This window comes from Coleofasciculus sp. G2-EDA-02, assembly GCF_040226375.1.
Lineage (GTDB): Bacteria > Cyanobacteriota > Cyanobacteriia > Cyanobacteriales > Coleofasciculaceae > Coleofasciculus.
Genome location: NZ_JAVKEW010000154.1, coordinates 1 through 13620, shown reverse-complemented (window position 1 = coordinate 13620; position 13620 = coordinate 1). Strand labels below are relative to the sequence as shown.

9 protein-coding genes are annotated in these 13620 nt (G+C 46.7%); 2 read left to right on the top strand and 7 right to left on the bottom strand.

Features of this window, described 5'->3' with window-relative positions; translation table 11 throughout:
* Nucleotides 1-56: 56 nt before the first annotated feature.
* Nucleotides 57-1448, top strand: a complete 1392-nt coding sequence (locus RLO19_RS18840; RefSeq protein WP_446358878.1) for a malic enzyme-like NAD(P)-binding protein — start codon at nucleotides 57-59, stop codon at nucleotides 1446-1448.
* A gap of 101 nt (nucleotides 1449-1549) precedes the next feature.
* Nucleotides 1550-2644: a WG repeat-containing protein gene (locus RLO19_RS18835; RefSeq protein ID WP_446358876.1), complete on the top strand. Its 1095-nt coding sequence runs from the start codon at nucleotides 1550-1552 to the stop codon at nucleotides 2642-2644.
* Nucleotides 2645-2758: 114 nt separating this feature from the next.
* Here the strand turns inward: RLO19_RS18835 and RLO19_RS18830 are convergent, their stop codons facing one another.
* From RLO19_RS18830 to glgB, 7 genes are all read right to left on the bottom strand, one after another.
* Entirely contained in the window at nucleotides 2759-3649 is an 891-nt protein-coding gene (locus tag RLO19_RS18830) for a DUF4340 domain-containing protein (RefSeq protein ID WP_446358874.1), read from the bottom strand.
* Nucleotides 3650-3857: 208 nt separating this feature from the next.
* On the bottom strand, nucleotides 3858-5585 hold the full coding sequence (locus tag RLO19_RS18825; protein WP_446358872.1) for a GldG family protein: 1728 nt from the start codon (nucleotides 5583-5585) through the stop codon (nucleotides 3858-3860).
* Nucleotides 5586-5790: 205 nt separating this feature from the next.
* Nucleotides 5791-6591 carry an ABC transporter permease gene (locus tag RLO19_RS18820; protein ID WP_446358870.1) on the bottom strand — a complete coding sequence of 267 codons (801 nt, stop codon included), beginning with the start codon at nucleotides 6589-6591 and terminating at the stop codon, nucleotides 5791-5793.
* Complete coding sequence (locus RLO19_RS18815) at nucleotides 6591-7781, bottom strand: ABC transporter ATP-binding protein (RefSeq protein WP_446358868.1); 1191 nt, start codon at nucleotides 7779-7781, stop codon at nucleotides 6591-6593. The genes RLO19_RS18820 and RLO19_RS18815 overlap by 1 nt, the downstream gene beginning before the upstream one ends.
* A 78-nt stretch (nucleotides 7782-7859) precedes the next feature.
* Entirely contained in the window at nucleotides 7860-8516 is a 657-nt protein-coding gene (locus RLO19_RS18810) for a restriction endonuclease subunit R (protein ID WP_446358867.1), read from the bottom strand.
* A gap of 87 nt (nucleotides 8517-8603) precedes the next feature.
* Entirely contained in the window at nucleotides 8604-9995 is a 1392-nt protein-coding gene (locus RLO19_RS18805; RefSeq protein WP_446358865.1) for an IctB family putative bicarbonate transporter, read from the bottom strand.
* A 1208-nt stretch (nucleotides 9996-11203) separates the two neighbouring features.
* The gene (gene glgB, locus RLO19_RS18800) at nucleotides 11204-13483 is read right to left on the bottom strand and encodes a 1,4-alpha-glucan branching protein GlgB (RefSeq protein ID WP_446358863.1); all 2280 of its coding nucleotides are present in this window, start codon (nucleotides 13481-13483) and stop codon (nucleotides 11204-11206) included.
* Nucleotides 13484-13620 lie beyond the last annotated feature (137 nt).

The following is a 13620-nucleotide window of genomic DNA, read 5'->3' as shown; positions in this document are numbered from 1 at the left end:
CTAGGACTGGGAATTGGGTCTACAATTGAAAGCTTGAAACCCGACATCAATCCAGCATGGCAGACCTGACACCGAATTCCAGTTTCAGTTTAACGATTCGTCTCCAACTTCCCAACCGTTCTGGGATGCTAGCCACCGTTACTCACGCGATCGCACAAGTGGGAGGTAACCTAGGACAGATTAACCTGATCAACCAAACCTACAAAATTTCGACTCGTGAACTCACCATCGATGCGACGAGTACCGAACACGCCGAACAGATTGTACAAGCGGTTAAAGCACTTACCCATATCAAGGTGATCGATGTCTACGATCGCACATTCAATCTGCATCGAGGGGGCAAAATCAGCATCGACAGCAAACTATCCCTGAAAACCCAAGCCGATTTAGCTATGGCGTATACCCCAGGGGTGGGTCGAATTTGCACTGCGATCGCAGATGACCCACAAAAAGTTTACTCCCTGACGATAAAAAGTAATACGGTAGCGATTATTACAGATGGTAGCGCCGTATTAGGGTTAGGCAACTTAGGTCCAGAAGCGGCATTACCGGTCATGGAAGGGAAAGCCATGCTGTTTAAAGAATTTGCCGGAATTGACGCCTTTCCCATCTGTCTGGCAAACCAAGACACCGATAGGATTATCGAAACCGTTAAAAACATTGCTCCCGTTTTTGGCGGGATTAACCTAGAAGATATCAGCGCCCCCCGTTGCTTTGAAATTGAAGCCAAACTGCGGCAAGTCTTAGATATTCCCGTTTTCCACGATGATCAGCATGGGACAGCAATTGTCAGCCTCGCGGCGTTAATTAATTCCCTCAAACTGGTCAAGAAATCTCTGGAAGACGTGCGAATCGTAATTAATGGTGCTGGGGCGGCGGGAATTGCGATCGCGCGGCTATTGCGTCAAGCTGGGGCGAAGATGATTTGGATGTGTGATTCTAAAGGCATTCTTTCAACTAAACGCACCGATTTAACCTCCCAAAAGCAGGAATTTGCAGTTGAATCCAGTGGTTCTCTAGCGGGTGCGATGGTGGGGGCTGATGTGTTTCTCGGCGTCAGTGTCCCCGGTGTCCTCACCCCAGACATGGTACATTCGATGGCATCAGATCCCATTGTTATGGCAATGGCGAATCCGATACCAGAAATTCAGCCGGAATTGATATTAGATGATGTCGCCGTTATGGCAACGGGGCGCAGCGACTATCCCAATCAAATTAATAATGTTCTGGCTTTCCCCGGTGTTTTTCGCGGCGCCCTCGACTGTCGCGCCTCAGTGATTACCAGTACCATGTATTTAGAAGCAGCAAAGGCGATCGCGTCTTTGATGTCTACCACTGATTTAGACCCAGAACATATTATCCCATCGGTTTTTGATGAGCGCGTCGTGACAGCCGTTTCCGCCGCCGTACAACAAGCCGCACGGAATGAAGGGGTAGCAAAGCGATAATGCACTAATCTCTGCCCCTCCCTCGTTCCCAGGCTCTGCCTGGGAATGCTCCTGAGAGGCTCTGCCTCCCCTATAGCGGCAAGGAAACTATTGGATCGCTTATGTTCCTTTTAAATAAGTTCCGCTTAATTAAACATCGAGTATTCTTCAATATAACCCATCTCTTATTAGGAGTGCTGGTTACTCAACTATCAGGATGTCAGATTTTATCAACCGTTAACAGAGGTTTCCCCAATTCTCGACTCAGTGAACACACTGTTCCTGTGCAACTTGTTTTTCCTTTCGAGTTAGAGTCAGGACATGATTTTTCCCAAGGCTTAGCCTCTGTTAAGTTTGATGGAACGTGGGGCTATATTGATCAAACGGGTAGCTGGGTTATTCAGCCTCAATTCGAGTTAGCTGGCTCATTTACTGAAGGGCTAGCTCCGGTAAAACTCGATGGGAAGTGGGGTTATATCGATAAAACAGGGAATTGGGTGATTCCAGCTAAATTCGATGGTGCTAAATCGTTTTCGGAAGGATTAGCCCCCGTCAAACAAGGCGATGATTGGGGTTATATCGATAAAACAGGAAAGGTGATTATTCAAGCTCAATTTTACGATGCTGATTCGTTTTATGAAGGATTGGCAGTCGTAGAAAATGATAATTTGTATGGTTATATTGATAATACCGGAAACTGGATCGCTTCCCCTCAATTTCAGGAAGCCAAACCTTTTTCAGAGGGGTTGGCTACGGTAAAACTTAATAACCAGTATGGCTATATTAACAAAACTGGTAACTGGGTGATTCCCCCTCGATTTAAAGATGCGAGTTCTTTTTCCGAAGGCTTGGCGTCTGTAACCAATCAAGTGATGAAATCGGGCTATATTAATCATCAAGGTGAGCTTGTGATTATGCCTTATTTTGATTGGGCGGGTGATTTTGTCCAAGGTGTCGCCGGAATCTCGATAGACGATAAAATTGGCTATATCGATAAGCAGGGAAATACGATAATTGCTCCCCAGTTTGATAATACCTATGATTTTTCTGAAGAATTAATAGCGATAAAAATAGGCGAGAAGTGGGGCTATATTAATAAAATGGGTAACTTAGTAATCAAGCCTCAATTCGATAGTGTATGGTCATTTCATCAGGGGGTAGCTAGAGTGAGAATTGATAACAGGTATGCCTTCATCAGCCATCCTCTAAACCAATAAATACTAGGACGAAATTAGTGGAATATATACTGAATTATGTACGGGAGGCAGAGCCTCCCCCAGAGCATTCCCAGGCTGAGCCTGGTAACGAGGTGAACGAGGTGAGAGGCAAAGTTATTCAGCAGGTACTTCTTCTTCCTCGGATTCATTCGGCGTATTTTCGGGTTTTGTTTTCTCACTAGGAGAAGCGTTATCTTCCTCTATTGGTTGCTTTTTGTCTTCGGAAGACGAAGCATTTTCAGGAGATGGAGATGGGGACGGTTTTTTGTTCTCAGATGTCGGTGTTTTTTCAGGAGTTGATTCTTCTATTTCAGTATCGGAGTTCTCAGGGGTGGGTGTTGCTTGGCTCTCAGACGATTCTTTTTCCTCTACAGGAGATTCTGTGTCAGGCGCTGATTCATCGTTTTCCATATCGGATGGAGCAGTTTCTTCAGGTGTATCCTCTTTACTTTGCTCCCATTCTGATAAGGGACGATTGACAGCATATTCAAAGTCTCTTGGGACTAAAAAGACATTAGAGCGCTGGGATTTGTCTGAGAAAGAATCAACTTGAGCATAGAGGAAACTGTTATTAAAATCTGGCTTACCTAAAAGAATTTCATGAGTTTCATCATTTTTGAGTCGCACCGTTACCATAGCTTGGGGTTTGTCTAAACCATACTCCTTCAGGCTTTCCGGGGAGACATTAGGAATCGTGCGATCGCTCTTTCCTTCAACCAGCAAATTCAATAAGAATGAAACCGATGGATCACTAGCGGGTACATCCTTCGGTTCCGTCATTCGCCAGCCAGGTTCAGGTTCACTCACCCACTCAAATTTGAAGCTATCTTCATCAATATAAACATTTACCCGTTGAATCTCATCTTCTTCAAAACCAAACAGTTGCTTTTCCGCTTCCTTCGCGGCTTCCCGTTGGGGAGTTCCCACAATTTCATAAAAATAGACAAACCCTCCCAGTAAAAGGGCGACGATTAATAAAACCCAAGTAGTCTTCTGTAGCTTCATTGGTCATTCGTCATTCATCATTGGTCATTCATCATTGGTCATTCGTCCTGGGTTATTACCCCTCTGCGTCCCTCTGCGTCAACCTCTGCGTACCTCTGCGTTTAAAAAACATAACTTCGATGCGAACAAATTTGATATTACTCGGTCGGGGCGGGCGCGAGTCACATCTGGGTAAAAAATCGTAAAACCCGCCCCTACAGACGTACCTTTACCGCCGCAACCACCACAGCGCACCTGCGGTCAAAAAGCCAAAAGCTGGAACAATTAAAAGTGCTAACCATCCCAACATTCCGGATTGAACGGGTGTTAAGTTAATCCGACGATCTTCTGGTTCTTTAGGACTAATCGAAAGTGCTTGTTCATCTCGCTTGCTTAACCAACTTACGGAATTGACAAAAACATCAGGATTGAGTTGCTGATCAAACCAACTATCTGTGGCAAAATTTGAATTACCATACACAATTAATCGTGATTCAGCCTTGTCTTGTTCAACCTGAGACTTATCTGTCTGGATTGGTGAAGGTGAGGCTTCTGGAGATTCCTCTGGTGAAGGAGTTGGAGACGCTTCTGGAGTCTCTGTTACTTCCGGTTCATCAGTGTCAGGAGAAGCTTCTGGAGTCTCTGTTACTTCCGGTTCTGATTTAGGTGAAGCGGTAGACGATTCGGCTTGACGACTTAATGCTACACCTAATACTAAAGGACCGGGGCGATCGCCTTCTTGTTCATTAAACTCCAAAGGTTGTTGTTCTGGCGTATTTTCCGCCCAACTTTCGGGGTTTGTCAGGACTAGAGGCGTTTCCTTAATCCCTTCTACAGGTTGCGTATCCACGGGTTGCGCTAAGGGATAAATCGAAAATCCGCTACCAAAATCTTGGGTAATTGGATGATCTCCATATTGAGTCACCAAAGGTGTAGCCGGACCCAAACCGACTAACCGTCCTTGACCCGACGCATCAATTACAATTTGATTGGTTAACGTCACCCCCCAATCTGAGAGTAAAGACTCTAATCCGGAATTGGTATCGGGGTCTATCATAACCAATAAACTCCCCCCCTCAGCCAGATAGTCTTCTAATGCTTGTACTTCCGGTTCAAACAGCGCTCGTTTGGGTCCAGCGATGACGATTAAAGAAGCATCATCAGGAACGGCTGGCTGTTCAGCGAGATTGAGGGGTTCTACGGTAAAGTTTTTCGTCTGTAACGCACTTATGGCTTGAGATAATCCCCCCTCCTCTGAGGTGTCTAAGGGGCGTTCACCATGACCTTGGAGGAAATAGACCTTATCCAATTCTGCGCGATCGCGGGTGATGCGTTCAATTGCATTGGTTAGATTGATTTCCGATAACCGTTCTCCTTGGTTGATGGTTTGGACTAACTCGCGTTGATTCCCATATTCTAAATAAACTTCACCAATATAATTCACATTAAACTTTTGGGCTAATTCAGGTTGTAGCTGGGGGTCAACAAACTCAAATTCCAAGTTTGATCCATAGCGACGGTAGTTTTCTAGAAGTTCTTGATCGGCGGGATTGGCGGGGCTTTCAAATATCCAGACTTTCACCGCTTGATCTAAGTTTCTTACCACCTGCTGTGATTGAGGTGAAAGGGTAAACAGTTGATTTTCGGTTAAATCAATCTGTACCCCATAACGCACGCCTAAAAAATTAATTAGCCCGATGATTACAAACATAGCCAATGTCGCGATCACCGCATTTGTCCCCACCTGGGTGGAACGGCGTCCCCAAAAGCCGGGGGCTAACTGATCGAGAAGTAGCACCCATAAGCCAATAATCACCAGTCCAGCTATTAGCAGCGCTAACGATACTGCAGACCACTCACCAGCAACTTCTTGGGCGGTAATTCCCATAATTGTCAGGATGGGTCCGAACCAAAATAGATATTTTAAATACGTCCACTTAATCGGCTTAGTTGTCATAGTTTAATCAAATAGACAAGAGATTTTTTTGACAATTTAATTGGGGGGCTGGGCGAAGCATTCGTGGATAAGGTTTATCCTCTCAGAACTAATATTTTGGCACGAATGCTTCGCCCCTACATGCCCCTACATGCCCCTACATGCCCCCTACATGCCCCTACATGCCCCCTACACAATTTATGACGAATGACAAATGACGAAGGAATTAAGACCGTTGGAAGCGGAAGGCTTCAATAGACTGAGCCGTGAGAAATATGCCGAGAAAGATATAGCTGGCAAATAAAATAAGACTACTGGTATCGAGAACACCCCGAACTAGATTGGTATAATTTTCCATCAACGATAAATAACCTAATGCGTCTCCAAAAGCACCACCGATAGTATTGGCAATTAAATCAATCACCCAGAGAAATAATATCAAAACGAACGTGAGAAAAGCTGCCAAAATTGAACTATCGGTTAAGGATGAAATGAACATTCCCAGGGAAAGCACTGATGCGGCGAGTAAAATTAATCCAGCATGGGCTAATAACGGAACCCAGGGTTGAATGGGTGGATTAGCTGCATTCAAGGCGATTACTTCATACAGGAGTAACGGTAGCACCATAATCGTAAAAAAGGTTAGCACGCCTAATAATTTTCCCACGGCTACCGCCCAATTTGTCACTGGCGAAGTTGCCAACAGTTCTAACGTTCCCCGCTTTCGTTCCTCTGAATAGAGTCCCATCGATAGAATGGGTAAAACGAATAAAATTAGAGAACCCATGACACTCAAAAACATGTTTAAAAACTCATAAGCCACATCTACCGGTGGTGTAGGCATTCCCAGTTGGTCACGTTGGGCGATTTGCTGAATAATCCCATCGGGACTTAATAGAATCCACACAAAAAAGAACCCCGACAACAGCCAGAAAAACCCAGCCACCACGTAAGCTAAGGGCGAGGCAAAATAGCCCTGCAATTCCTTGCGAAAAATTGCCACGATATTGCCAAATATTATACGCATTAGGTGTCTTCTCCAGATTGGGAAACGTCTGATTCAGTAACTTTTGATTCAGGGGCTTGGGATTGAGTAACTTTTACTTCAGTAACTTTTGCTTCAGGGGTTTGGAATTCAGTAACTTTTACTTCAGGGGCTTGGGATTCAGGGACTTGGAATTCAGAGGATTGGGATTCAGGGACTTGGGATTGGAAATCAGAGATAGGAGATTCAGTTAAATTGTTCCCTATCTCTATTTCCCGGTTCTCAACCCTCCGTTCTTGGGTAGTCAGTTCTAAAAAGACATCTTCCAGGGTAGCGCGAGTGCGGCGCATTTCACGCAATCCGATCCCAGCGCCCACAGTTACAGCGGCAATATCCCGTCCCGGATCAGTACCGGGTGTCGTTACAATCCGAATTAAGGTGCGATTAGCGGGTAAATGTTGAGTGGGGACAATTTCGACTAAACAGACTCCGGGTAAAACTTGTAAAAGCTTTTGCAGTTGAGTCGCATCCCCATCCACTTCTAACTCATAGCCAGCTCCTCCAGTCAATTGCGCCATCAAGTTTTCTGGGCTATTGGTGGCGACAATTTTACCTCGGTTGATAATCGCGACGCGACTACAGGTCATACTCACCTCTGGCAGAATATGAGTAGAAAGGATAATCGTATGTTCACCTGCAAGGCTTTTGATTAAGTTGCGGACATCAATAATTTGCCGAGGATCGAGTCCGACGGTGGGTTCATCTAAAATAATCGCCGGCGGATCATGAACGATCGCTTGAGCAATTCCAACTCGTTGACGAAATCCTTTGGAGAGTTTCCGGATCAGGACTTTGCTTTTCTCAACTAGGTTACAGCGTTCGATCGCCATCTTCACCCGCTTCGTGCGATCGCCTGCGGATACCCCTTTAAGACGAGCCACAAAGTACAAAAATCCCTCAACCGTCATTTCTGGGTAGAGGGGAGGCGTTTCCGGTAAATAGCCAATCCGTTGACGCACAGCGAGAGAATTTTCATGGACATCATACCCAGCAATCCGGGCAGTACCACTGGTGGCGGGTAAATACCCGGCTAAAATCCGCATAGTGGTAGTTTTACCCGCACCATTGGGTCCGAGAAAGCCTAGGATTTCCCCCGGTTCTACCTTAAAGCTGACATCCTGAATGGCTGGAGTGACGCCATAGATTTTGCTCAGACGATCCACTTCGATCATAGAGATTACACTTGAAAGAATTGATATTTTTTTAGACTAACGTTTATCAATATAGAGTTGCACTCATCTGTGTGTCTGCTAACCTTCAGAGTCAGTCTGTTGTAGCTGACAGATAGCCTTAAGAACTTGAAATAACTGCATAGACGATTCAGAATCCGTTAAACTCAGAAATGGCAGCAACTGATATATCGGCGGATTACCCCTCTGGATATAGACAAACCGATACAGTTCTCCGTTCGTGACTAAACCCCAGACTGACTCTTGATACTCTAAGCTTTTATAAGCATAAGTCAGCAATTGGGGTAAGCCTGTTGATGGGGAAACGGCGCTATTTTTCGATTCTATAACTAAGACCCAAAATGGTACATTATCTCTGGGCTGTCGGGCTTTATTTATTGCCAGGATATCAAATCGCCCGGTAATTGTCGTGTCTTCAGCCGTAATAGTAATCAGAGAAATCCCCTCTTCAACAGCGATTTGTAAAGGATAGCGATAGAACCCTGCTAATCGTAATAGAGGACTAACCGCAACTAATTTAACTTGACCTTCTGAAGCGGCGGCTGAGGTGAGATGATTATCAAATTCAGAGCGAGTTTGCTCTACTTGCTGCTGTTCAAACTCGGTGATCGGTTCGAGGGATAATAAGGATTCAAATGAGGTATTGTACTGTTTGTGAAAATGAAAAAGCTGGTGAACTTCATCTAAGGTTAAGTTTTTGGCATTGAGCGTTGTCATGGGTTTAGGTAGGCAGGAAATAAGTTGGGATGATTACCTATTGGTATTTTACAAGAGGACGCGATCGCGCCCTCTTATTGTCAACACCTAGCTATCGCCTACAGCCGTTGAGGTATCCTGGGGAGGCAGATAATAACTGGCAATAATCGCCACCATCAACCACCATAATGTACTCACTTGGGGACGATACCAAACCGTGTCTACTAAACCATGAGACAGCATTCCCGCCATGGTTGCGATCGCGGCGATTAACCAAAAGCCTTGAGGATTCCGCAGGGTGCGGAGTCGGTTGATGTGTTGTATCCCGCGATTTACCGTAACCACTAGCAGCCAGAGAAAGCAAGATAAGCCAATTAAACCCGTTTCAACTGCCACTTCCAAAAAGATAGAATAGGCACTCAACGCGGTATATTTAGGACGTTGGAACAGGGGATAGATCTTATTAAATGCATCATTTCCCGGACCAATACCAATAATTGGGCGATCGCGAATCATATCAATCACCGCCGCCCATACATTCATCCGGAAGTTATTACTACTATCCTCCCGCCCTGCAAAAATACTCGCCACCCGAACTCGCACCGGTTCCACAAATAGCACCGCCAGAATAATTACCCCGGCACAACTTCCCAACATCACAGGCATTGCCCAAGGACGCCATTGTTCCGGTAACTGGATACTATACCAATACACGACAAGAACGGAAAAGACAAACAGACAAGCGACAAAACCAATCCAGCCGCCGCGACTAAAGGTGAGAACCAGACAAGCGGAATTCACCACAAACATGGTGAGAGCCAAGGCTTTCGGTAGCCATCTAGCCCAAGCAAACACCGCCGCTAAACTCAACGCCACAGCCGGAATCAGATAACCCGCTAATAGATTCGGATTTCCCAAATAGCTATAAACCCGCGTCAAACCCGCAGAATCCGAAGTAGGATCAGTCCAAGTTGCCAACGCTTCTGCGCCAAAAAACCACTGTCGCATCCCGTAAACACTGACAATTAAGGAGATATGCAGGAAAACCCCGATTACCCAAGAACGCAGACGGTTTGAGCGCAGTACCCGTGCCATTAGCGCAAAGAGTAATAAGTATAGCGTCAGTTTCACCAAACCCTGACGGGCGGCAACTTTCACTGGGGACATGGCTGTGGCAACGGTGGCAATAGACCAATACAGTAACACCAACAGATGAATCGGTGTCACCAGGGGGCGTTCTCTCTCATCCGAGAGTGTCAGCAGTAGCCAAAATCCTGCACAAGCAATTAACAACACCCCAATGAGTGCAGTAGATACAAAGGGCGCAACGGCAAAAACAATCGCCACAAGCAACGCGCCCAAGGGTTGAGCCCACTGAAGCAGCCAACTCCCCCGCCGCCAAGCTTGCAGCAATCCCACGACGCGATATAAATAGCTAGCGCCGCGCCACTGATAGAAACGTAAGTTTGATAGAGTAAGCTGTTGCCACACTGAATTCATAGATTGGTGATTAGTTGATTGTTTCTGGTTTAGCACGCGATCGCACCTCCGAGGGATGCGTGGTTAAAACCCTGAGTGATACTTTACTCAATCAGCTTACCCCCAATCAGCGACCACCCCTAAAAAGGTGGCGTGGTGAGGAATCCCCCGCGCTCTTTAGCCGGGGGAGGATGTCAATCCACCGGAAGTTAATCGGTTTCAGGATAAGTTTTGGCAAGAGGCGGTGAAGCCCTAGAATGGTGCAATATCTCAGGATATACCGCATCTGAACCTAGGGGCGCATCGACATCATTGGTGTCAACTTAAGCGCCAAAAGCAGGGGGAGCTCTTGAAGCTCTTGAAGCGCGGTTCCGGGGAAAAGGGCAGGGGTTTGGGGAGGGGTCAGACCCCTCAGTTAATGACCAGCAGTATCCATGACGCTTAAAGCCTCGCTCACGACGCTTAAAGCCTCGCCCATGACGTTTTGAGCCTCAACTAATGAAGCTTTGAGCCTCGGCTAATGAAGCTTTAAGCCTCGGCTAATGAAGCTTTAAGCCTCGGCTAATGAAGCTTTGAGCCTCGACTAATGAAGCTTTGAGCCTCGCTCACGACGCTTTAAGCCTCGCTCACGACGCTTTAAGCCTCGACTAATGAAGCTTTAAGCCTCGACTAATGAAGCTTTGAGCCTCGACTAATGAAGCTTCGAGCCTCGCCCATGAAGCTTTGAGCCTCGCCCCCGACTCAGGACGACAGACATAGATTCAATCAAGCTATACATGGTGGGTTACATTTCATTAACGCACCCTACAAGATCTGCGATCGCACTCTTGCTCCCCTCTCCCCATTCCCCCCTTTTTTCCCGCCTCTTTTCCCCCCTCTTTTCCCCCCTCTTTTCCCGCCTCTTTTCCCACCTCTTTTCCCCCCTCTTTTCCCCCCTCTTTTCCCCCCTTTCAAAGGGGGGCTAGGGGGGATGGGGGCTAGGGGAGAGGGGTTGAGCTTAAGTTGACACCCATGACTTACGTGCGTCCTTGATGTGCTGATGTGCGCCCTCACTCCCTGTATCTCATCTCATGAGAACGCTATATTTGTCTCAGTAAGCTTTTTTCTGAGACATGGTCTTTGGATAGGGTAAAGCTGCGTTACGCTTCGCTCTCCTCACGATGGCGGACTGACACAGCTAAAATTGTGGAATAGATTTGACGTTTAAACGGGGCGCAAGGATGGTGCCCCTACAATTCTAATCTACCATTTTGCGACTTCAATTTCAGAACTAAAACGCCCAAGGGTGGTAGGCACAAATCAATGTAATAAGACCATCTCGGATGAGACCATTCACCTGTCCATCGCCCGCCCATATTCCCCATATTGCTACCGCCGTAATCCCCAGCATCGCTGTTCAATACTTCAGCATAGAAACCGGGTTCGGGGACACCTACCCAATAGTTGGGATGGGGTTGAGGGGTAAAGTTACAGACGGTGACGATAAAGTCATCCGAGTCTTTTGCCTTGCGAATAAACGAGACGATACTATTTTCGGCATCGTTACAGTCAATCCATTCAAACCCTTGATGAGAAAAGTCTTGGGTATAGAGGGCGGGTTCACTTTTGTACAGTTGATTCAAATCCGCCATAAACTGCTTCAGTTGTTGGTGGAGTGCATGTTGCAACGCGCCCCAATCTAAGTCTGCCCAAGCGTTCCACTCATTCCGTTGTCCGAATTCCATACCCATAAATAGGGTTTTCTTACCGGGATGGGTGTACATGTAGGCATATAAACAGCGGAGATTGGCAAATTTCTGCCAGTCATCTCCGGGCATTTTACTCAGCAGGTTGCCTTTTCCGTGGACGACTTCATCATGGGATAGCGCCAGCATGAAGTTCTCGCTGAAGGCGTACATGATGCTGAACGTGACGCTATTTTGGTTATAGCGACGATACAGGGGGTCTTTGGCAAAATAATCCAACATATCGTGCATCCAGCCCATGTTCCACTTGAAGCTGAAGCCTAAGCCTCCCAAATAAGTAGGACGAGAGACGAGGGGCCAAGCGGTGGATTCTTCGGCAATAGAGAGGATGCCGGGATAGTAGCCGAATATCTGATAATTCAGATAGCGCAAAAAGTCTGCGGCTTCTAGGTTCTCGTTACCACCGTACTGATTGGGTACCCATTCACCGGGTTTGCGATCGTAGTCCAGGTATAGCATAGACGCCACGGCATCCACGCGAATCCCATCAATATGATATCGGTCAAACCAGAATAGGGCATTGGCAACCAGAAAGTTGCGAACTTCGTTACGGGCGTAGTTGAAGACTAAGGTACCCCATTCTTTGTGTTCACCCTTGCGCGGATCAGCGTGTTCGTAAAGGTGAGTGCCATCAAAGAAGGCTAAACCATGCCTGTCTTTGGGAAAATGACCGGGAACCCAATCCACAATCACACCAATATTATTTTGGTGACATTGGTCGATGAAATACATCAAGTCTTGGGGAGTCCCATAACGAGAGGTGCAGGTGTAGTATCCTGCCACCTGATACCCCCAAGACCCATCATAAGGGTGTTCGGCAACGGGGAGGAGTTCGACGTGGGTGAATCCCAGTTCTTTGACATAAGGAATCAGTCGTTCGGCTAATTCCCGATAGGTGAGGAAGCGTCCCTCGGGTTTCTGGGAGACTTTCACCACCGGTCGAGTTTCCCCATCCGGTAGTTGGGGTGGATTCTCTGCACTATCATGCAACCATGAACCCAAGTGAACCTCATAAACGGAAATGGGTTGTTCTTGGGGGTCATTCTGGCGACGCCGTTCTAGCCAGTCTTCGTCATGCCAAGTGTAGTCTAGGCTATTGACAATTGACGCGGTTTGGGGTCTAATTTCTTGCTCAAAGCCGTAAGGGTCGGACTTGTGATAGATATGTCCAACGTCGTTTTTCACTTCGTACTTATAATGTTCCCCAATGCCAATTTCCGGGATAAACAGTTGCCAAATTCCGTTCCCAATGAGGCGCATCTGATGTTCTCGTCCATCCCAGTTATTGAAATCACCAATAACTGAGACATTGCGGGCGTTCGGTGCCCAGACGGCAAAGTGAACCCCTTGGACGCCGTTAAATTCAGTGGGGTGAGCGCCTAATTTTTCGTAAATGCGATGATGATTGCCTTCGGCAAATAGGTGAATATCAAAATCCGTCAAACGCGGCGAGCGAAAGGCATAGGGGTCATAGCTAACCCGTTCATGCTCGCCTTCTTTAATCCGCAGTTGGTAGTTGGCTAACTCTGGTATATCAATCTCACATTCAAAAAGATGAGGATGACTCACTGCTTGCATCGGGTATTCTTCCCGTTCCGTAGGACGAATCACCCAAGCTGCGTCTGCTTTAGGCAGGTAAGCCCTTACAACCCAGCTTGTTTTACCATCCCGTTCAATGGGATGAGACCCAAGTATTTCAAACGGATCATGGTGTCGATTGCTCACAATCCGATCGATTTGGTCTGGGGAAATGGTTATTGTCATAAAAATCCTTCGTTGTGGGAAACCCTGTGTCTTTAGACCAGGGAGGAACACGCGGTAGCGGTTTAAGAAGCATACCCCTTTCGGGGTGGAGGGGTATGGTTGCCCCTCCGGTTTTCACCCATTTCTGGGGTAAAGTT

Bases quoted from the DNA above. Each gene is read 5' to 3' on its own strand.
- glgB (WP_446358863.1), bottom strand. From the start codon at position 13,483: ATGACAATAACCATTTCCCCAGACCAAATCGATCGGATTGTGAGCAAT.
- RLO19_RS18825 (WP_446358872.1), bottom strand. From the start codon at position 5,585: ATGACAACTAAGCCGATTAAGTGGACGTATTTAAAATATCTATTTTGG.
- RLO19_RS18840 (WP_446358878.1), top strand. From the start codon at position 57: ATGGCAGACCTGACACCGAATTCCAGTTTCAGTTTAACGATTCGTCTC.
- RLO19_RS18815 (WP_446358868.1), bottom strand. From the start codon at position 7,781: ATGATCGAAGTGGATCGTCTGAGCAAAATCTATGGCGTCACTCCAGCC.
- RLO19_RS18820 (WP_446358870.1), bottom strand. From the start codon at position 6,591: ATGCGTATAATATTTGGCAATATCGTGGCAATTTTTCGCAAGGAATTG.
- RLO19_RS18830 (WP_446358874.1), bottom strand. From the start codon at position 3,649: ATGAAGCTACAGAAGACTACTTGGGTTTTATTAATCGTCGCCCTTTTA.
- RLO19_RS18810 (WP_446358867.1), bottom strand. From the start codon at position 8,516: ATGACAACGCTCAATGCCAAAAACTTAACCTTAGATGAAGTTCACCAG.
- RLO19_RS18835 (WP_446358876.1), top strand. From the start codon at position 1,550: ATGTTCCTTTTAAATAAGTTCCGCTTAATTAAACATCGAGTATTCTTC.
- RLO19_RS18805 (WP_446358865.1), bottom strand. From the start codon at position 9,995: ATGAATTCAGTGTGGCAACAGCTTACTCTATCAAACTTACGTTTCTAT.